This is a genomic window from Streptomyces sp. NPDC002181, assembly GCF_042890485.1.
In the GTDB taxonomy this organism is placed as follows: Bacteria; Actinomycetota; Actinomycetes; order Streptomycetales; family Streptomycetaceae; genus Streptomyces.
The window spans coordinates 220,595-239,400 of record NZ_JBIASC010000002.1 but is presented as its reverse complement, the minus strand read 5'-3'; the positions used below and the strand labels follow the sequence as shown (position 1 = coordinate 239,400).

At 73.1% G+C, this 18,806-nt stretch carries 15 protein-coding genes and 1 pseudogene; 11 read left to right on the top strand and 5 right to left on the bottom strand.

What is annotated here, in order from left to right; translation table 11 throughout:
- The first annotated feature begins 30 nt into the window (after positions 1–30).
- A complete protein-coding gene (locus ACFYXV_RS07290; protein WP_383349693.1) occupies positions 31–2,202 on the top strand; it encodes a putative bifunctional diguanylate cyclase/phosphodiesterase in 2,172 nt (723 codons plus the stop codon).
- A gap of 28 nt (positions 2,203–2,230) precedes the next feature.
- Here the strand turns inward: ACFYXV_RS07290 and ACFYXV_RS07285 are convergent, their stop codons facing one another.
- Positions 2,231–3,301: an FAD-dependent monooxygenase gene (locus ACFYXV_RS07285; RefSeq protein ID WP_389382258.1), complete on the bottom strand. Its 1,071-nt coding sequence runs from the start codon at positions 3,299–3,301 to the stop codon at positions 2,231–2,233.
- 120 nt (positions 3,302–3,421) lie between these two features.
- On the opposite strand from ACFYXV_RS07285, the gene ACFYXV_RS07280 reads away from it, so the two are divergent.
- The gene (locus tag ACFYXV_RS07280; protein WP_389382257.1) at positions 3,422–4,156 is read left to right on the top strand and encodes a TetR/AcrR family transcriptional regulator; all 735 of its coding nucleotides are present in this window, start codon (positions 3,422–3,424) and stop codon (positions 4,154–4,156) included.
- Positions 4,157–4,205: 49 nt separating this feature from the next.
- On the opposite strand, the gene ACFYXV_RS07275 is transcribed toward ACFYXV_RS07280, so the two are convergent.
- Positions 4,206–5,084 carry a LysR family transcriptional regulator gene (locus tag ACFYXV_RS07275; RefSeq protein ID WP_385468864.1) on the bottom strand — a complete coding sequence of 293 codons (879 nt, stop codon included), beginning with the start codon at positions 5,082–5,084 and terminating at the stop codon, positions 4,206–4,208.
- 94 nt (positions 5,085–5,178) lie between these two features.
- Here ACFYXV_RS07275 and ACFYXV_RS07270 point away from each other — a divergent pair, with 94 nt between their 5' ends.
- From ACFYXV_RS07270 to ACFYXV_RS07250, 5 genes are all read left to right on the top strand, one after another.
- Entirely contained in the window at positions 5,179–5,883 is a 705-nt protein-coding gene (locus ACFYXV_RS07270) for a succinate dehydrogenase cytochrome b subunit (RefSeq protein ID WP_385468867.1), read from the top strand.
- A 1-nt stretch (position 5,884) separates the two neighbouring features.
- On the top strand, positions 5,885–7,837 hold the full coding sequence (locus ACFYXV_RS07265; protein ID WP_385468869.1) for a fumarate reductase/succinate dehydrogenase flavoprotein subunit: 1,953 nt from the start codon (positions 5,885–5,887) through the stop codon (positions 7,835–7,837).
- Positions 7,834–8,583 (top strand): succinate dehydrogenase/fumarate reductase iron-sulfur subunit, encoded by a 750-nt coding sequence (locus tag ACFYXV_RS07260; protein WP_048478870.1) that lies wholly within the window; start codon positions 7,834–7,836, stop codon positions 8,581–8,583. The genes ACFYXV_RS07265 and ACFYXV_RS07260 overlap by 4 nt, the downstream gene beginning before the upstream one ends.
- Positions 8,584–8,761: 178 nt before the next feature.
- On the top strand, positions 8,762–10,513 hold the full coding sequence (locus ACFYXV_RS07255; protein WP_389382256.1) for a Stealth CR1 domain-containing protein: 1,752 nt from the start codon (positions 8,762–8,764) through the stop codon (positions 10,511–10,513).
- Between the two features lie 118 nt (positions 10,514–10,631).
- Complete coding sequence (locus ACFYXV_RS07250) at positions 10,632–11,297, top strand: hypothetical protein (RefSeq protein ID WP_385468878.1); 666 nt, start codon at positions 10,632–10,634, stop codon at positions 11,295–11,297.
- Between the two features lie 3 nt (positions 11,298–11,300).
- Here ACFYXV_RS07250 and ACFYXV_RS07245 read toward each other — a convergent pair whose 3' ends face one another.
- Positions 11,301–13,715, bottom strand: a complete 2,415-nt coding sequence (locus tag ACFYXV_RS07245) for an ABC transporter (protein ID WP_389382255.1) — start codon at positions 13,713–13,715, stop codon at positions 11,301–11,303.
- A 61-nt stretch (positions 13,716–13,776) separates the two neighbouring features.
- Positions 13,777–14,775, bottom strand: a complete 999-nt coding sequence (locus ACFYXV_RS07240) for an LLM class flavin-dependent oxidoreductase (RefSeq protein WP_385468884.1) — start codon at positions 14,773–14,775, stop codon at positions 13,777–13,779.
- Positions 14,776–14,828: 53 nt separating this feature from the next.
- Here ACFYXV_RS07240 and ACFYXV_RS07235 point away from each other — a divergent pair, with 53 nt between their 5' ends.
- Entirely contained in the window at positions 14,829–15,323 is a 495-nt protein-coding gene (locus ACFYXV_RS07235) for a hypothetical protein (RefSeq protein WP_385468887.1), read from the top strand.
- A gap of 141 nt (positions 15,324–15,464) precedes the next feature.
- Here the strand turns inward: ACFYXV_RS07235 and ACFYXV_RS07230 are convergent, their stop codons facing one another.
- Positions 15,465–15,680 (bottom strand): dodecin, encoded by a 216-nt coding sequence (locus ACFYXV_RS07230; protein WP_385468890.1) that lies wholly within the window; start codon positions 15,678–15,680, stop codon positions 15,465–15,467.
- A gap of 172 nt (positions 15,681–15,852) precedes the next feature.
- On the opposite strand from ACFYXV_RS07230, the gene ACFYXV_RS07225 reads away from it, so the two are divergent.
- The 3 genes and pseudogenes from ACFYXV_RS07225 to ACFYXV_RS07215 form a co-directional block, all read left to right on the top strand.
- Complete coding sequence (locus tag ACFYXV_RS07225; protein WP_389382254.1) at positions 15,853–17,115, top strand: extracellular solute-binding protein; 1,263 nt, start codon at positions 15,853–15,855, stop codon at positions 17,113–17,115.
- Positions 17,116–17,283: 168 nt separating this feature from the next.
- On the top strand, positions 17,284–18,138 hold the full coding sequence (locus ACFYXV_RS07220) for a GNAT family N-acetyltransferase (RefSeq protein WP_389382253.1): 855 nt from the start codon (positions 17,284–17,286) through the stop codon (positions 18,136–18,138).
- Positions 18,135–18,662 (top strand): annotated as a pseudogene (locus ACFYXV_RS07215) (lysophospholipid acyltransferase family protein); the annotation flags it as partial. The gene ACFYXV_RS07220 and the pseudogene ACFYXV_RS07215, both read left to right, overlap by 4 nt.
- Positions 18,663–18,806 lie beyond the last annotated feature (144 nt).

Genomic DNA, 18,806 nt, shown 5'->3' with positions numbered 1-18,806 from the left:
CCGCCGACAGGCCCGCCGACACCGGCGGGCCTGTCGGCGGGCGCGGGTCCGGCCGCACTGCGGACCGGGCTGGAGGACCGGATCGGGCGCTTCGCGACCATCTGGGGACGGGCGATCTTCCCCGTCACCGCGACCTCGCTGACCCGCGTCGAGTTCGAACAGCACCTCATCCCGCTCGCCCGGACCCTCGCCGAGGCCCTGCACGCCCGGCCCTTCGACGCGGGCGTGGCCCAGCGGGTGGGGGCCGAACTCGTCGCGGTGCACTGCACCGACCCGGAAGCGCTCGCCGGCACGCTCGGCGTGGTCGAGTCGTACCTCGTGCTCTACTGCGGCCCCGACGGGGTTGGCGTGGAAGGCACCGAGGAGTACCGCTCCCGCTGCGCCCGGCTCCAGCACGGGATCGCGGCCGGATTCGCCCGCGCCCTGCGCGAGCGCACCCTCAAGGAGCAGGAGGCCATCGCCCGCTCCGCGCTGACCGCCCGCATCGACGCCCAGCAGGCACTGCACGCGAGCGAGGAGCGCTTCAAGGCGGTCTTCGAGGGCGCGGCCGTCGGCATCGGAATCGCCGACCTCGAAGGCAACATCCTTGAGGTCAACGACGCGCTGCTGCAGATGTTCGGTGGCATGGGCGGGCACATGCAGGGGCGCAACGTCAGCGAGTGGGGCCACCCCGACGACGCCCCGCACGTATGGCGGATGTACGGCGAACTCGTGCGCGGCGAGCGCGAGAGCTACCGGGTGGAGAAGCCGTACTACCGCCACGACGGGACCGTGCTGTGGACCAACCTGACGGTGTCGCTGCTGCGCGACGCCGAGGGCGTGCCCCAGTACCAGCTGGCGCTGATGGAGGACACCACCGAGCGCCGGCTGCTTAACCTGCGCCTGCGCTACGAGGCCACCCACGACGCCCTGACCGGGCTGCCGAACCGGACGCTGTTCTTCGAACGCCTGGAGAAGGCCCTGAGCGGGGCCGGCGGAACCCGCTTCGGGCTGTGCTACCTGGACCTGGACGGGTTCAAGGCGGTCAACGACAGCCTCGGCCACTCGGCGGGCGACCGGCTCCTGGTGGAGGTCGCCGACCGGCTGCAGAGCTGCGCGACGGGCCCCGGCGAGGTCGTCGCACGCCTCGGCGGAGACGAGTTCGTGGCCCTGACCACCGGCTCGGACACCGAGGAGAAGGTGACCGAACTCGCCGTCCGGATCCTGTCCGCCCTGTCGGTGCCGATCCGCATCGAGGGCCGGGAGCTGTCGGTCCGCGGCAGCATCGGCATCGTGGAGGGCCCGGCCCGCGAACGCACCCCGGCGGAGGTGCTGCGCAGCGCCGACATCACCATGTACCGGGCCAAGGCGGCCGGCGGCAACCGCTTCGAGTTCGCCGATGCCGAGGCCGACGCCCGCGCCATCACCCGGCACGGCCTCACCAACGCCCTGCCGGCGGCGCTGGAACGCGGCGAATTCTTCATCGAGTACCAGCCGCTGGTCCACCTCCACGACGGCAGCGTGCACGGCGCCGAGGCCCTCGTCCGCTGGTCGCACCCGCAGTACGGGGTACTCGGCCCGGACCGCTTCATCCCGCTCGCCGAACGGACCGGGCTGATCGTGCCGCTCGGCCGCTGGGTCCTGGAGGAGGCCGTCCGCCAGGCCCGCAACTGGCAGCGCCAGCACGGCGGGTCGGCCCTGCGCATCAACGTCAACCTCTCGCCGACCCAGCTGCACCACCCCGGCCTGGTCGCCGACACCGTCGCGGTGCTGGAGAACTCGGGCCTCGCCCCGGGCGCCCTGTGCCTGGAGGTCACCGAATCGGCCCTGATCGGGGCCGACGACGAACTCCTGGAACCGCTGCGCCGGCTCGCGGCCCTCGGCGTGGACATCGCGCTCGACGACTTCGGCACGGGGTACTCGAACCTGGCCAACCTGCGCCGCCTCCCGGTCAGCGTCCTGAAGCTGGACCGCTCCTTCACCAAGGGGATGCAGCAGCAGCCCGCCAACCCGGTCGACGTCAAGATCGTGGAAGGCATCGTCGCCCTGGCCCACAGCCTCGAACTCGCGGTCACGGTCGAGGGCGTGGAGACCGGCGCCCAGGCCGCCCAGCTCCGCGATCTCGGCTGCGACACGGCCCAGGGCTGGTACTACGCCCGCCCCGGCGCCCCCGACCGCATCCACACCCTCTCGCTCTCGGACGCCGTGCCCACACCTTCCTGACGCCCGGCGCCGGCCCGCCCGCCCCTGGTCAGTCCAGGCCGGCCTCCGTCCCCACGCCGGGGGTGCGGACGGCCGCGATGACCCGGTCGTACCGCCGCGCCGTATCGGCCACGACCTCGACGGCCACCGGCAGGCGCTCCGCCTCGTACGCGTCGAGCACCTCCTCCCCGCCCGGCCCGGTGAGGGCGGCGGCCAGGGTCCGCCCCAGGGCGGCCGCATCCTCGATGCCGGTGTTCATGCCCAGCCCGCCGGCGATGGGATGGACGTGCGCGGCGTCCCCGGCGAGGAAGGCCCGGCCCGCGCGCATCCGGGTGACCACGCGGACACTGACCCGCCAGGCGGAGAGCCAGGTGGGATCCGCGAGCCGGATCCCCGGTATCCGGGCGTGCCGGTCGAAGAGGCGTTGGAAGCCTTCCAGCGAGGGCGGCAGGGGCTCCCCCCGCTCGTCCTGTTCGGGGGAGGCCTGCAACTGGAAGGTGTCGGTCCCGGGCATCGGGCAGAGCATGATCCCGCTGCCGTCCGAGCTGAACCACTGGTGCCAGAAGTCCCGGCTGAGCCCGGGGGCGCGGACGTCCCCGATGACCATCGCGGGCTCCTGCGCCGAGTTCCCTTCGAAGGGGATGCCGAGCAGCTTGCGGGTGGCGCTGTGCCCTCCGTCGCACCCGGCGAGATAGCGGGCCCCGATCACGGTGCCGTCCGCCAGCTCCGCGCGGACCCCGGCCGCATCCTGGGCGATTCCGGCGAGCCGGGTCCCGTACTCGACCGCCACGCCCAAGGCGCCGAGCCGCTCGCGCAGCGCCTCCTCGATCTGCCACTGCCCCAGCAGCAGCCCGTTGCCGCCGACGGGCGTGTCGTTGACGTGCGCTCCGTCGAAGTACTTGCGCAGGACCACCTCGTCCTGGCCGACGGCGGTGAGGGACTCGGCCACGCCGAGCTTCTCGAAGATCTCCACACTGCCCGGCCGGAGCCCCTTGCCGCGGGACTCGCGGTGCGGCCCGGAGCGCTGGTCGATGACGCGGACGGCGGCTCCGCGCAGGGCGAGGTCGCAGGCCAGGGTGAGTCCGGTGGGGCCGGAGCCCACGATCAGTACGTCAGTCATCGGATGTCCTCTCGGGTCGATCTCCGGTCTCGTCGATGTCTCAAGGAAAGCGGCTCCCGACCAAAAAAGCAACCCGGTCAAGAAATTAACCGAGTCACGATCCTGTGCTATCCTCGCGGTATGGAGAAGACGACGGGTCTGCGCGAGAACAAGAAGCTCCGTACGCGTCGCCAGTTGGCGGCCACGGCGCTGGAGCTCTTCATGGAGCGGGGCTTCGATGCCGTGTCGGTGGCCGATGTCGCCGCCGCGGCGGAAGTCTCCAAACCGACCCTGTTCCGGTACTTCCCGAGCAAGGAGGACTTGGTGCTCGACCGGTTCGCGGACCACCAGGACGAGGCGGCGCGCATCGTGCGCGACCGGCCCGCCGGCCAGACGCCGGTGGGCGCGGTCCACGCGCACTTCCTGGAGGCCCTGGCCGAACGGGATCCGATCACCGGGCTCTGCGACCACCCCGGCGTTCTGGCGTTCCAGCGGCTGCTCTACTCCACCGCCAGCCTGGAGAGCCGGATGTCCCACTACACCGACCGCGAGGTGGAGCTGCTCGCCGCCGTGCTGGAGGCCGAGTCGGTCCGGCCGCTCGCCGCGCGGCTGGCGGCGACGTATCTGGTGGCGGTCCGCCACGAGCTGGGCCGGGAGAACTACCGCCGCATGGACGGCGGCCAGAGCGCCGACGCGGCGCACCCGGCGGCCGTCGCCGATGCCGACCAGGCCTTCGCGATGCTGGCCGACGGGCTCGACAAGACCCTCCCCGGAGCCGGAGCCGGAGCCGGAGCCGGAGCCGGAGCCGGAGCCGCAGCCGGAGCCGGGGCGGGGGCGGGGGCCGGGGCGGGGGCCGGGGCTGGATCCGGGTCCTGACGCCCGTCCGCGTGGCCGCAGGCACGCATCCGGCAGGGGCGCGGCGGCCTCAGCCCAGGAGGATGCGCCTCAGCTCGCGGGCCGCGCGCGGGGGTGCGACGTCCGTGCGGTGCGCCAGGGCGATGGTGCGGCGCAGCGGAGAGCCGGCGAGCGCGGTCGCGCGCAGCCCCGGGCCGCCGTGATCGACGACCATCGCCGGGACCACCGCCACGCCGAGCCCCGCGCGCACGAAGCCCAGCACCGCGTCCATCTCCCCGCCCTCCACCGTGAACACCGGCTCGAAGCCCTCCGCGCGGCAAGCGGCCACCGTCAGATCCCGCAGGTCGTATCCGTGGCGGAACATCACCATCGGCTCATCGCGCAGCGCCGACACCGTCAGAGGTCCGCCGCCCGCGGGCGGCGGCAGCTCCGCCGAGGAGACCACGACCAGGTCCTCCGTCAGCAGCTCCACCGTGGTCAGCGCCGGAGCCGAGGGCGGCAGCGGCAGTGCGATGAGAGCCAGGTCCAGCGCTCCGCGCGCGAGTTCCCGTACGAGGTCCAGCGAACCGCTTTCCTCGATCAGCAGCTCGATCCCCGGATGCGCGGTGTGGAAGGCGCGCAGCACACCCGGCAGCAGCCCCGTGCACACGCTCGGAGTCGCCCCCAGCCGGACCCGCCCCCGCCGCAGCTGCGCCAGCTCCTGCACCTCCAGCCGCGCCGTGTCGGCGTCCGCCAGGATCCGCCGGGCCAGCGGCAGCAGTGTCTCGCCCGCGTCCGTCAGTGCGATGTTCCCCCGCGCCCGGCTGAAGAGTTCCGCCCCCAGCTCCCGTTCCAGCGACTTGATCTGCTGCGACAGCGACGGCTGGGCTACGTGCACCCGCTCCGCGGCCCGGCTGAAGTGACGGGTTTCGGCGACGGCCACGAAGTACAGGAGCTGCTGGAACTGCATCGCCCCAGGATACGCCGTGCATAGGAAGCCCCTATTGACATAAGCGCCATCATGTCTTGGACCTCTCGGGACTTTGGTCCTTACCTTCGGTGGCATGGCTCTGGCAACGCGGACGGGCCGACGGCCGTCCACCACGCGCACGCTCTGGGACTCCACCGTCGGCAAGAAGTCCGTGATGGCGGTCTCCGGGCTGATCATGCTCGGCTACCTGGTCCTCCACATGCTCGGCAACCTCAAGATCTTCTTCGGGCCCGACGAGTTCAACGGCTACGCCCACTGGCTGCGCACTCTCGGATCCCCCTTCCTCCACCACGAGTGGGCCCTGTGGATCGTGCGCGTGGTGCTCCTCGCCGCGGTCGTCGGCCACGCCGTGTCCGCGTACCAGCTCAGCCGCCGCGACATCAAGGCCCGCCCGGTCAAGTACGCCCACAAGCGCCGCCGCGCGAGCTACGCCACGCGCACCATGCGCTGGGGCGGCATCATCCTGGCCCTGTTCATCGTCTGGCACCTGCTCGACCTCACCACGCTCACCGTCAACGAGCGCGCGTGGGCCGGCCACCCCTACGAGAACGTCCTCTCCACCTTCTCCACCTGGTACGGGAACGCGATCTACATCGTGGCGATGGCCGCCGTGGGCCTGCACGTCCGGCACGGCTTCTGGAGCGCCGCCCAGACCCTCGGCGCGGGCAGTGCCCGCCGGGACCGGACGCTGAAAATCCTGGCCAACGCCCTCGCCCTCGTCCTCTTCGCGGGCTTCGTCTCCGTCCCCGTCGCCGTCATGACCGGAGTGGTGAGCTGACATGAGCACCGACTACACCCACTACGGCACCGGCGAGCCGATCGCCGACACCAAGGCCCCCGAAGGCCCCATCGCCGAACGCTGGGACCGCCGCCGCTTCGAGGCCAAGCTCGTCAACCCGGCCAACCGCCGCAAGCACACCGTCATCGTCGTCGGCACCGGCCTGGCCGGCGGGGCGGCCGGCGCCACCCTCGCCGAGCAGGGCTACCACGTCGTCCAGTTCTGCTTCTCCGACTCCCCGCGCCGGGCCCACTCCATCGCCGCGCAGGGCGGCATCAACGCAGCCAAGAACTACCGCAACGACGGCGACTCCGTGCACCGCCTCTTCTACGACACCGTCAAGGGCGGCGACTTCCGCGCCCGCGAGTCCAACGTCCACCGCCTCGCCCAGATATCCGTCGAGATCATCGACCAGTGCGTGGCCCAGGGCGTCCCCTTCGCCCGCGAGTACGGCGGCCTCCTCGACACCCGCTCCTTCGGCGGCGTCCAGGTCTCCCGCACCTTCTACGCCCGCGGCCAGACGGGCCAGCAGCTCCTCCTCGGCGCCTACCAGGCGCTGTCCCGGCAGATCGCGGCCGGCAACGTGGAGATGCACGCCCGCACCGAGATGCTCGACCTGATCACCGTCGACGGAGTGGCCCGCGGCATCGTCGCCCGCGACCTCGTCACCGGGAAGATCTCCACCCACTACGCCGACGCCGTCGTCCTCGCCTCCGGCGGCTACGGCAACGTCTTCTACCTCTCCACCAACGCCATGAACTCCAACGCGACCGCCGTCTGGCGGGCGCACCGGCGCGGCGCCTACTTCGCCAACCCGTGCTTCACCCAGATCCACCCCACCTGCATCCCGCGCACCGGCGAGCACCAGTCCAAGCTGACCCTGATGAGCGAGTCACTGCGCAACGACGGCCGCATCTGGGTCCCCAAGGCCCAGGGCGACACCCGCCCCGCCGCCGAGATCCCCGAAGACGAGCGCGACTACTACCTGGAGCGGATCTACCCCTCCTTCGGCAACCTCGTACCCCGCGACATCGCCTCCCGCGCGGCCAAGAACGTCTGCGACGAGGGCCGCGGCGTCGGCCCCGGAGGCCAGGGGGTCTACCTCGACTTCGCCGACGCCATCCGCCGCATGGGCCGGGACAAGGTCGCCGAGAAGTACGGCAACCTCTTCGAGATGTACGAGCGGATCACGGCGGAGAACCCGTACGAGGTCCCCATGCGGATCTACCCCGCCGTGCACTACACGATGGGCGGCCTGTGGGTCGACTACGACCTCCAGACCACCGTCCCCGGCCTCTTCGCCATCGGCGAGGCCAACTTCTCCGACCACGGCGCGAACCGCCTCGGCGCCTCCGCCCTGATGCAGGGCCTCGGCGACGGCTACTTCGTGCTCCCCTCCACCATCAACGACTACCTGGCCCGCCACCCGCACCAGGACGCCGTCGACGACACCCACCCCGAGGCCGCCGCCGCCGTAAGGGAGGTCCGCGACTGCCTCGCCAAGCTGCTCGCCGTCGACGGGGACCGCACCCCGGACTCCTTCCACCGCGAGATCGGCGAGCTCATGTGGGAGTACTGCGGCATGTCCCGCACCGAGGCAGGCCTGCGCAAGGCCCTCGCCCGGATCCCGGAGATCCGCGAGGAGTTCTGGCGGCGGATCAAGGTGCCGGGCCGCGGCGAAGAGTTCAACCAGTCGCTCGAGAAGGCCAACCGCATCGTCGACTACCTGGAGCTCGCCGAGCTGATGTGCCTCGACGCGCTCCACCGCGCCGAGTCCTGCGGCGGCCACTTCCGCGAGGAGTCCCAGACCCCGGACGGCGAGGCCGCCCGTCGCGACGAGGAGTTCGGCTACGCCGCAGCCTGGGAGTACCAGGGCACCGGCGCGGCCCCCGTCCTGCACAAGGAAGACCTCGTCTTCGAGTACGTCCACCCCACCCAGCGGAGCTACGCATGAGGCTCAACCTGCGCGTCTGGCGCCAGCAGAACCCCGACACCCCCGGCGCCATGGTCACGTACGAGGTCGACGGCATCTCCCGCGACATGTCGTTCCTGGAGATGCTCGACACCCTCAACGAGGACCTCATCCTGCGCGGCGAGGACCCGGTCGCCTTCGACCACGACTGCCGCGAGGGGATCTGCGGCGCGTGCAGCCTCGTGATCAACGGCGACGCCCACGGCCCCGAGCGCACCACCACCTGTCAGCTGCACATGCGCTCCTTCGCCGACGGCGACACCATCGACGTCGAGCCCTGGCGGGCAGCCGCCTTCCCGGTGGTCAAGGACCTCGTCGTGGACCGCGGCGCCTTCGACCGGATCATCCAGGCCGGCGGTTACATCACCGCCCCCACCGGCTCCGCCCCCGAGGCCCACGCCACCGCCGTGCCCAAGGCCGACGCGGACTCCGCCTTCGAGCACGCCGAGTGCATCGGCTGCGGGGCCTGCGTGGCGGCCTGCCCCAACGGCTCCGCGATGCTCTTCACCTCCGCCAAGGTCAACCACCTGAACGTGCTGCCGCAGGGCTCGCCGGAGCGGGAGACCCGGGTGCTCGACATGGTGGCCGCCATGGACGACGAGGGGTTCGGCGGCTGCACCCTCACCGGCGAATGCGCCACGGCCTGCCCCAAGGGCATCCCGATGCCCTCCATCGCCGCCATGAACCGCGAGTGGCTGCGGGCGGTCCGCAAGCATGGAGGAAGCTGAGAAGTACCTGTGAGACGCGGATAACGGACTCCTGGTCCTTGCGTGAAAAATGAACGAAGGGAAAGGTGGACGTGAACGAGGCATCCGCCCCTGCCTGCCGGACGGCACCGCAAACCCCCGCCGGGTACCGTCCGCATCCTCGGGTGCCGCACACCGGCGCCGTCTCGCGAGGTCGTATATGCAGGGCCTGTCCCGTCTTCCCCTTCCCGTCGGCCTGCGCCGGATCGTACGGACCCTGCGCCGGCCCGGCGGCGTACCGAGACAGCCGGACGCCGCGCAGCGGGAGCGCACCGGGAACGGCGGCCGGGCGGTGCCACCGCCCGGCCAGGCCCGTGAGGACGAGCTCCTGGAGAAGGTCCCGGGCCTGGTCCGCCACCGCGGCCGGCTCTCCCGGGTCCGCGACGACCTGCTGCCCGCCGGAGCCCGGGACGGCAATCTGAGCGCGGTCGCGGACGCACTGGACGCGGCCGCGGTCCCGTACGGGCTCGTCCCCGACGGGGAGCTGCGGCACCGGGTGGCCATCGGCCCGGGCGACCGCGCGGCCACCCTGAAGGCCTGCGCCGAGGCCTTCACCGGGCTCCCGGTGTACGCCCGGCTCCTCGGTGACGGCGACAGCGACGGTGACGGCGACGGCAGCGGAGCCGCGGGGCCCTCGGAGGTCCTCGCCGAATCGCTCCCCGAAGCGGTCGCCGCCCACGAGGGCCCGCTCACCGGCGCCTCTCACCCCAAGGTCAAGGGCATCCGGCTCTTCCAGCCGGTCGTCACCTCCGGCAGGACGGTGGCCTACGGTCCCGAGACCGGCTGCGACGTGGAGTTCTGGGAGACCCCCGAGTCGGGGACCGGCGCGATCGCCGGCCTGCGCGAGACCCCGTACGGCTGGTGGGTGCCCACCCTCGACGCCACGGCGACCACCCGCGTCGGCGATCGCGACCACCCCGTCGTCGACGCTTTCGCGGGCCGCTTCCCCGACGACATCGACTTCCCCGTCGACGCCGTGATCACCTGGGTCGACGCCGCCGACCCGGCCTGGCGCCGCCGCCGGGACCGGGCCGCGGCGGCCGCGGCGCAGGGCTCCGGGCGCGTCCCCGTCGACCTCGCCGAGAACCGCTACCGCGACCGCGGGGAACTGCGGTACTGCCTGCGCTCCATCGCCGCCCACGCGCCGTGGATCCGCCGCGTCTTCCTCGTCACCGACGACCAGACCCCGCCCTGGCTGGCGACCGACCACCCCCGGATCACCGTGGTCGACCACCGGGACCTGTTCGCCGACCCCGCCCACCCGCCCGTCTTCAACTCCCACGCCATCGAGAGCCGGCTGCACCGCATCCCCGGCCTCGCCGAGCACTTCCTCTACTTCAACGACGACATCTTCCTCGGCCGTCCGCAGCGCCCCCAGAACTACTTCCTCGCCTCGGGACTGCCCAAGGTCTTCCACGACCAGCGGGCCGTGGCCCCCGGCGCCCCCGACACCGACTCCGGCGACGACGTCTTCACCGCTTCCCAGAAGGCCACCCGCCGCGCGGTGGAACAGGCCGTCGGCCGTACCTATCCGCACATCCTGGCCCACACCCCGTATCCGCTCAGCCGCTCCCTCTTCGCCCATGTCGAGGAGCGGCTGCCCGGCCGGCTGACCGGCATCAGCCGCTCGGTCTTCCGCAGCGCCGACGACCTCGCCCCCGTCACCCTCGCCTCCCACCTGGCCCTCGCCGACGGCCGCGCGGTGGAGGGCGAACTGCGCCACGCGTACGTCAGCACCGGCCGGACCGAGGAGATCGACCGGCTGCCGGACCTGGCGGCCGAGCGCCGCTCCGACGCGTTCTGCCTCGCCGACGACGACACCGGCGCCGGTCTGTCGCCCCGGGAGCAGCAGCGCGCGGTCACCGCCTTCCTGGAGGCCTACTTCCCGGTGCCCTCTCCCTACGAGAGGTGAGAGCCGTACGGGGAGCCTCGGCCGATCGGCTGATCCGATCGGCCGACCGGGCACTCATGACGGCCGTACGCCGCGCCGCGCCGCGGAGCCGTCCGGCCGGTGGGGGACAGTGGGCCCCATGCCAGAAGCCCCCGCCGGGTCCGGACCGCGCCGCCGCACCCTCCTGGCGGCCGCCGCCCTCGCCCCGCTCGCGCTGGCCGGCTGCTCCTCGGAGGACCCGTCCGGGAACGCCGCCCACGGCCCGCGAGCCGCGTCGAAGGACGCCCTGGTCATGGTGATCCGGCACGCGGAGAAGCCCTACGCCGGGGACCTGGGCGAGGACGAGGACGGCAACGAGGACCCCGGATCCCTCGCCGGGCGCGGCCGCCGCCGGGCCGAGGAACTGCACCGCCTCTTCCCGCCCGCCGGTGGTTCGACGCTGCCGCGCCCCGCCGTCGTCTTCGCGGCCGGCGGCCCGGCCGGCGCCGGAGGCAGGCCCCCCGCCCGCTGCCGCCAGACCGTCGAGCCGCTGACCACCGCCCTGCACACCCCGCTGCGCTCCGAGTTCGGCATCGGCGCCGAAGAGGCCCTGGGGCGGGCCGTGCTGGCGGCCCGGATGCCGGTGCTCGTCTGCTGGGAGCACACCGGCATCCCCCGCCTGATCCACGCGCTCGGCGCCCACCAGGTCCTCGGCGTCCCCGCGGGCTGGCCCGACCGCTACGACCTGGTCTGGGAGTTCACCCGCCGCGAGGGCCGGTGGACCTTCCGCGAACTGGCCCAGCACCTGCTGCCGGGCGACGCGTAGGCGTCACGGCCGCACGGCCCCCAGCGCCCGCGCGAGGTAGCCCGCCGTCCGGCCGGCGCCCGCGGCCGCCACCTCCGCCGGGGTGCCCGCCGCGACGATCCGGCCGCCGTCCGTGCCGCCGCCCGGGCCGAGGTCGACGACCCAGTCCGCGCCCGCCACCACCTCCATGTCGTGCTCCACGACCACCACGGAGTGCCCGGCGTCCACCAGCCCGTGCAACTGCCGCAGCAGCACCCGCACGTCCGCCGGGTGCAGCCCGGTCGTCGGCTCGTCCAGCACGTACAGGGTGTGGTCGCGGCGCTGCCGCTGGAGCTCCGCCGCCAGCTTGATCCGCTGCGCCTCGCCGCCCGACAGCTCCGTGGCCGGCTGCCCCAGCCGCAGGTAGCCCAGCCCGATCTCCTCCAGCGCCCGCAGGCTGCGCGCCGCCGCCGGGACCGGCGCGAAGAAGGCCGCCGCGGACTCCACCGTCAGGCCCAGTACCTCGGCGATGTTCAGCCCCTCGTACCGCACCTCCAGGGTCTCGGTGTTGTACCGGGCCCCGGCACACTCGGGGCACGGGGCGTACGTGCTCGGCAGGAACAGCAGCTCCACCGAGACGAACACCTCGCCCTGGCAGGTCTCGCACCGGCCGCCCGCCACGTTGAAGGAGAACCGGCCCGCCTTCCAGCCGCGCGCCCGTGCCTGCGGAGCCGCCGTGAAGAGCCTGCGCACCACGTCGAACAGCCCCGTGTACGTGGCCAGGTTGGAGCGCGGTGTCCGGCCGATCGGCTTCTGGTCCACCTCCACCAGCCGCCGCACCGGGAACCCCGGATCCGCGATCCGCTCCCCGACCTCCCGGGCGAGCACCTGGCCCACCAGCGTGGACTTGCCCGACCCCGACACGCCGGTGACCGCCGTGAACACCCCGAGCGGGAACTCGGCGTCCACGCCCCGCAGGTTGTGCCGCTCGACCCCGGTGAGCCGCACCGACCCCCTCGCCGCCCGCACCGGGCGCCGCCCCGGAACCGGCCCCGGTTCCGCCCCGCCCGGCCCGAACAGGTGCCGCGCCGTCGCCGATTCCGCCACGCCCGCCAGCCCCCGCGGCGGACCGCTGTACAGGATCCGCCCGCCGTGCTCCCCGGCCAGCGGACCCACCTCCACCAGCCAGTCCGCGTGCCGCACCACGTCCAGGTGGTGCTCGACCACGAACACCGTGTTCCCCGCCGCCTTGAGCCGGTCCAGTACGCCGAGCAGCGCCTCGGTGTCGGCCGGATGCAGCCCGGCCGACGGCTCGTCCAGTACGTACACCACCCCGAACAGCCCGGACCGCAGCTGCGTCGCCAGCCTCAGCCGCTGCAGCTCTCCCGCCGACAGGGTGGGCGCGGTGCGGTCCGGGCTCAGGTAGCCGAGTCCGAGCTCGACGACCGGCCCGATCCGGGCCCGCAGGTCCTCGGCCAGCACCCGCGCCGCCTCACCGTCCGGGGACGCGGCGGCCAGTACGGCGTCCAGGGCGGTCAGCGGCAGCGCCGCCAGCTCCGCGATCGTACGGCCCGCGAACGTCACGGCCAGGGCTTCCGGCCGCAGCCTCCTGCCTTCGCACACCGGGCACGGGGAATGGGTCAGGAACCGCTCCGCGCGGGCCCGCAGGGTGGCGCTCTTGCTGTCCGAGAAGGTCCGCATGACATGGCGGCGGGCGCTCATGTACGTGCCCTGGTAGGGCCGTTGGATCCGGTCCGCGTCCCGCACCGGATGCACCGTGACCACCGGCTGCTCCTCGGTGAACAGGATCCACTCGCGGTCCTTCGCCGCGAGCTCCCGCCAGGGCGCGTCCACGTCGTGGCCGAGCGCCTCCAGGACGTCCCGGAGGTTCTTGCCCTGCCAGGCCCCCGGCCAGGCGGCGATCGCCCCCTGGCGGATCGACAGCCCGGGATCCGGCACCAGCAGCTCCTCGCTGGTGCGGTGGACGCTGCCGAGCCCCTGACAGGAAGGGCAGGCCCCGGCCACGGTGTTGGGGGAGAAGGCGTCGGAGTCGAGCCGCTCGGCGCCCGGCGGGTAGGTGCCGGCGCGCGAGTACAGCATCCGCAGGGAGTTGGACAGCAGGGTCACCGTGCCGACGGAAGAGCGCGAGCCGGGGGATGAGCGCCGCTGCTCCAGCGAGACCGCGGGCGGCAGCCCGGTGACGGAGTCCACCTTTGGGGCGCCGATCTGGTGGATCAGGCGGCGGGCGTAAGGGGCCACCGACTCGAAGTACCGGCGCTGGGCCTCGGCGTAGAGCGTGCCGAAGGCCAGGGAGCTCTTGCCGGAGCCGGAGACGCCGGTGAACACGGTCAGGGCGTCGCGCGGGATGTCCACGTCGACGCCGCGCAGATTGTGCTCCCGGGCGCCCCTGACCCGTACGAAGGAATCGGGCCGGGCGTCGGACGCGGTGGAGTGGTGCATTCGCCCCAGTTTACGGGCCGCTTCCCGGGGCCGCCCCCGGTCAGGGAGCGGTCAGGGACGGTCAGGGACCGGTCAGCCCCGCCACCCGGGCCAGCCGCTCGAAGGAGTCCAGCAGCGCCGCGCGGTCGTACGTGGACGTGGTGACCAGCAGCTCGTCCGCGCCCGTCTGCTCCGCCACCTCGGCGAGCTGCTCCGCGACCTGCTCCTCGGTGCCGTGGACGTGCCCGTCGAGCCCGCTCTCGTACAGCTCCCGTTCCTTCGGGGTCATGGCGAGTGCCTCCACCTCCTCCGCCGGGCGCAGGGGCGGGAAGCTGCCCCGGGTGCGGGAGTACGCGAGGGACCAGGCCTCGGGGAACAGGATGCGCCGGGCCTCCTCCGGGGTCCGTGCCACGGCCACCGTCCCGGAGACCACCACGTACGGTTCCGAGCCGCCGGCCGAGGGACGGAACTCCGCGCGGTAGCGGTCGACGACCTCCTTGACCCGGCCGCGGGAGCGCAGGTCGCCCACCACCAGCGGCAGCCCGGCCCGGGCCGCGATCCCGGCGCCCTCGCCGGTGGCCAGGACGTACGCCGGAATCCGCAGCCCCTCCGCGGGGCGGGCGTGCACCTCGGGATGCGCCTGCTGGGTGCCGTCCAGCCAGCCCAGCAGCTCCGCCAGCTGCTCCTCGAAGCGGTCGGCGTCCTGCGTGTCGCGGCCCAGCGCCCGCCGAATCCCGCCGGTGAAGCCGACCGAGCGGCCGAGGCCCATGTCGATCCGGCCGGGGAACAGCGATTCCAGGACCCCGAACTGCTCCGCGACCACCAGCGGTTGGTGGTTGGGCAGCATGACCCCGCCCGTTCCGACGCGGATCCGCCGGGTGGCCCCGGCGACCGCCGCGGCCAGTACGGCGGGCGCGGAGCCGGCGACTCCGGGGACGCTGTGGTGCTCGGACACCCAGAAGCGGTGGTAGCCGAGCCGCTCCGCCGCGCGGGCGAGCTCCACGGTGTCGCGCAGGGCCTGCGGGGCCGGGTGCCCCTCGCGGGTCCGGGACCGGTCGAGGATGGAGAGTTTGCGGATCACACAGACCTGTAACGCACGGGCGCCGAAAGGATTCCCTGCCTACTCTGACCCGCATGAGTGACAGCAACGACCGCCGGCCGCTGGCCGTCTTCGACATCGACAACACCCTGGCCGACACCGATCACCGCCAGCACTTCCTGGAGGACCGGCCCCGGGACTGGGACGGCTTCTTCGGCGCGGCCCCGGCCGACCCGCCGCTGGCGCGCGGGGTGGCACTGGCGGTGGAGCAGGCGGCCGACTGCGAGGTCGTGTACCTGACCGGGCGCCCCGAGCGGTGCCGGGCCGACACGGAGGAGTGGCTGACGCGGCACGGGCTGCCCGAGGGCCGGGTGTGGATGCGCGGGAACCAGGACCGCAGGCCGGCCCGGACCACCAAGCTGGAGGTGCTGCGGCGGATCGCGCGGGGGCGGGAGGTGCGGATGCTCGTGGACGACGACGAGCTCGTCTGCCAGGCGGCGCGCGCCGCGGGCTTCACGGTGGTCCTGGCGAACTGGGCGGCGGACGCGCCTGAGCTCAAGTCCGCCCAGGAGGGTGAGGGCCGGACCTGATCCGAGGGCCGGACCGAACCGCGGGCCGGACCGAACCGCGGGCCGCACCCGGTCCGCGGGCCGCACCCGATCCGCGGGGCGCCCCCGGGCCGGCGCGCGCCCCGGCCCGGGGGCCGCGCGGCCGCGCGCCACCGCCGGGGTTCAGTCCTCGCCGTCGAGGCGGAACCCGACCTTGAGCCCCACCTGGTAGTGCGCCACCGTGCCGTTCTCGACGTGCCCGCGCACCTGCGTGACCTCGAACCAGTCCAGGTTGCGCAGCGTCTCGCCGGCCCGGGTGATGCCGTTGCGGATGGCCTGATCGATGCCCTCGGGGGAGGTGCCGACGATCTCGGTCACCCGGTAGGTGTGGTTCGACATGGGTTCTCCCGACGGTGGGTGGGCTTTTGCCTCGTTCCACGGTGCCCCAGTAAGTCCGTCTCCGCGAACTTTGCGTGAACAGTCCTGAGCGAAAGGGCCTTGACCCACCCATTGGTCTATGCCAATTTCAAGCCATCTCCGAGACCGGACCGGACTCCAGAAGGTGACCTTCGTGAAGATGCGCTTCCTCGCCGTGTGCACGGCCCTCGCGGCCGCGACCGCCCTCACCGGCTGCAGTCAGCTGGCGGGATCGGCGGGAGGAACGCAGAAGGTGACGCTCTGGCTGATGAAGGGCAGCGCCTCGGAGGACTTCGTCACGAAGTTCACCTCCTCGTTCGAGAAGGAGCACCCCGGCGTCGACCTCGACGTCAGGATCCAGGAGTGGACGGGCATCGGCGAGAAGGTCAACGCGGTGCTCGCGGGCAAGGGCACCGAGAGCGCCGACGTCATCGAGGTGGGCAACACCCAGGTCGCCCAGTACATCGAGACCGGCGGCCTGTCCGAGCTCACCCTTGAGGGCCTGCGGGAATGGGGCAGCAGGGACTGGCTCAAGGGCCTCGCCGACCCGGGGAGCATCGACGGGGCACAGTTCGGCGTCCCCTGGTACGCCGCGAACCGCGTGGTGATCTACAACAAGGACCTCTTCGCGGACGCGGGCATCAAGACCCCGCCCAAGAACCGGCAGGAGTGGATCCAGGCCACCCAGAAGCTGGACAAGGGCGGCCGGCAGGGCATCTACCTGCCCGGTCAGAACTGGTACGTCCTCTCCGGGTTCATCTGGGACGAGGGCGGCGAGCTCGCCGTCGAGACGGGCAGCGAATGGGTCGGCACCCTCGACGACGACAAGGCCCTGGCCGGCATGGAGTTCTACAAGCAGCTCCAGGCCCTCGGCGACGGCCCCAAGAACGCCGACGAGGAGACGCCCCCGCAGTCCGGGGTCTTCGCGAGCGGCGAGGTCGCGCAGATCATCGCCCCGCCCGGCCAGGCCGCCGCCATCGAGGCCGCCAACCCGGCCCTCAAGGGCAAGCTGGGCTTCTTCCCGATCCCGGGCAAGACCTCCGACAAGCCCGGAGCCGTCTTCACCGGCGGCTCCGACCTGATCATCCCCGAACGGACGAAGCACCGCCGCGAGGCCGTCGACGTGATCACCGCGCTGGTCAGCGAGACCTGGCAGACCGAGCTCGCGCGCACGATGAGCTACGTACCGAACAAGGCCTCCCTCGCCCACGTGGTCGACGGCAACGAGGGGGCCGCGAGCATGGCACCGGGAGCCGCCCAGGGCCGCGCCACCCCGAAGTCCGCCCGCTGGGCCGAGGTCGAGGGCAAGAACCCGATCAAGCCCTACATGACCGCCGTACTCACCGGAGAGGACCCGCGCCGGGCCGCCAAGGAGGCCTCCGTCATGATCGGCAAGGTCCTCAACTCCGACCGCTGACCCTCCGTTCGAGCGGACGCCGAGCGCCGCCGCGCCCGCCGAGTTCAGCGTTCGCACATCCAAGGGCCGCTGAGCGGTCATGTCGAATCCAGCCGGTCACGGAAGAAGTAAAGGAGCCAGGCCGCACCACCTGCCGGCCTGGCTCCCGTGCCCGGATCAGGAGCCGCCATGACCATCGCCCCCCTGTCCCCGTCCACCCTTCCCCCCACCGCGACCTCGCCCGTCACCCCCCTCCTCACCACCGCTGCCGTCCCCGCGGCCGCACCCGTCACGGCCCCCGCTGCCCTCCCCGCCACCCCCCACTACACGGTCCGCCTCGCCCGCGACGAGGACGAGGTACGCGCCGCCCAGCGCCTGCGCCACCTGGTCTTCGCCGGGGAGCTCGGCGCCCGCCTCGACGGGCCCGAGCCGGGTCTCGACTCCGATGCCTTCGACGCGTACTGCGACCACCTCCTCGTCGTCGAGGAGGAGACCGAGCAGGTCGTCGGCACCTACCGGCTGCTGCCCCCGGAGCGCGCCGCCGTCGCCGGCCGCCTCTACTCCGAGAGCGAGTTCGACCTCTCCGCCCTCGCCCCGATCCGCCCGGACCTCGTCGAGGTCGGCCGCTCCTGCGTCCACCCCGACCACCGCAACGGCGCCGTCATCGCGCTGATCTGGGCCGGCCTCGCCCGCTACATGGACCGCTCCGGCCACAACTGGCTCGCCGGCTGCTGCTCGATACCGCTCGCCGACGGCGGGGTCCTGGCCGCCGCCACCCGTGAGAGCGTCCTCACCCGCAACCTCGCCCCCGAGGAGTACCGGGTCACCCCGCACCTCCCGTGGAGCCCCGGGGGCATCGCCTTCCCGCCGCGTGTCGAGCTGCCCCCGCTGCTGCGCGGCTACCTGCGCCTGGGCGCCTGGGTCTGCGGCGAGCCCGCCCTCGACGCCGAGTTCGGCTGCGCCGACCTGTACGTCCTGCTCTCCCTGCGGCGCACCAACCCGCGCTACCTGAAGCACTTCCTCTCGCTCGTCCCGGCCGCATGAGCGTCTGGCTGCCCACCTCGCCCTGCACCCCCGAGGCCTGCGCCGGCCACGAGGGGGAGCGGGCGAGCCTCGCCCGCGCGGTGCTCCGGCTCACCACCGCCGTAGCCCTGGTCCTGCTCGGGATCCTGGGCTTCCAGCCCCTGCGGCTGCTCCCCGACCGCCCCCGCCGGACGCTGGTGCGGGCCTGGGCGACCGCCCTGGTCAGGGCCTTCGGCATCCGGCTCACCGTGCACGGGAGCACCGGCCCGGGCGGCGGCCGCCTGATCGTCGCCAACCACGTCTCCTGGCTGGACATCCCGCTCGTCGCCGCCGCCGTGCCCTGCCGGATGCTGGCCAAGAGCGACATCGGCAACTGGCCGGTCCTCGGACGGCTGTCCCGGCAGAACGGGACCCTGTTCATCGAACGGGACCGGATCCGCGCCCTCCCCGCCACCGTCGAGACCATGACCCGGGCCCTGCTGGCCGGCGACCGCGTCGCCGTCTTCCCCGAGGGAAGCACCTGGTGCGGGCGCGCCCGGGGGACCTTCCGGCGGGCCGCCTTCCAGTCCGCCCTGGACGCACGGGTCCCCGTACAGCCCGTGCGGCTCGCCTACCTGCTGCCCGACGGGAGTCCCGCCGGGGCCCCCGCCTTCGTCGGGGACGATCCGCTGACCGCCTCCCTGTGGCGG

Bases quoted from the DNA above. Each gene is read 5' to 3' on its own strand.
- ACFYXV_RS07245 (WP_389382255.1), bottom strand. From the start codon at position 13,715: ATGCACCACTCCACCGCGTCCGACGCCCGGCCCGATTCCTTCGTACGG.
- ACFYXV_RS07250 (WP_385468878.1), top strand. From the start codon at position 10,632: ATGCCAGAAGCCCCCGCCGGGTCCGGACCGCGCCGCCGCACCCTCCTG.
- ACFYXV_RS07220 (WP_389382253.1), top strand. From the start codon at position 17,284: ATGACCATCGCCCCCCTGTCCCCGTCCACCCTTCCCCCCACCGCGACC.
- ACFYXV_RS07275 (WP_385468864.1), bottom strand. From the start codon at position 5,084: ATGCAGTTCCAGCAGCTCCTGTACTTCGTGGCCGTCGCCGAAACCCGT.
- ACFYXV_RS07265 (WP_385468869.1), top strand. From the start codon at position 5,885: ATGAGCACCGACTACACCCACTACGGCACCGGCGAGCCGATCGCCGAC.
- ACFYXV_RS07260 (WP_048478870.1), top strand. From the start codon at position 7,834: ATGAGGCTCAACCTGCGCGTCTGGCGCCAGCAGAACCCCGACACCCCC.
- ACFYXV_RS07285 (WP_389382258.1), bottom strand. From the start codon at position 3,301: ATGACTGACGTACTGATCGTGGGCTCCGGCCCCACCGGACTCACCCTG.
- ACFYXV_RS07280 (WP_389382257.1), top strand. From the start codon at position 3,422: ATGGAGAAGACGACGGGTCTGCGCGAGAACAAGAAGCTCCGTACGCGT.
- ACFYXV_RS07235 (WP_385468887.1), top strand. From the start codon at position 14,829: ATGAGTGACAGCAACGACCGCCGGCCGCTGGCCGTCTTCGACATCGAC.
- ACFYXV_RS07255 (WP_389382256.1), top strand. From the start codon at position 8,762: ATGCAGGGCCTGTCCCGTCTTCCCCTTCCCGTCGGCCTGCGCCGGATC.
- ACFYXV_RS07230 (WP_385468890.1), bottom strand. From the start codon at position 15,680: ATGTCGAACCACACCTACCGGGTGACCGAGATCGTCGGCACCTCCCCC.
- ACFYXV_RS07270 (WP_385468867.1), top strand. From the start codon at position 5,179: ATGGCTCTGGCAACGCGGACGGGCCGACGGCCGTCCACCACGCGCACG.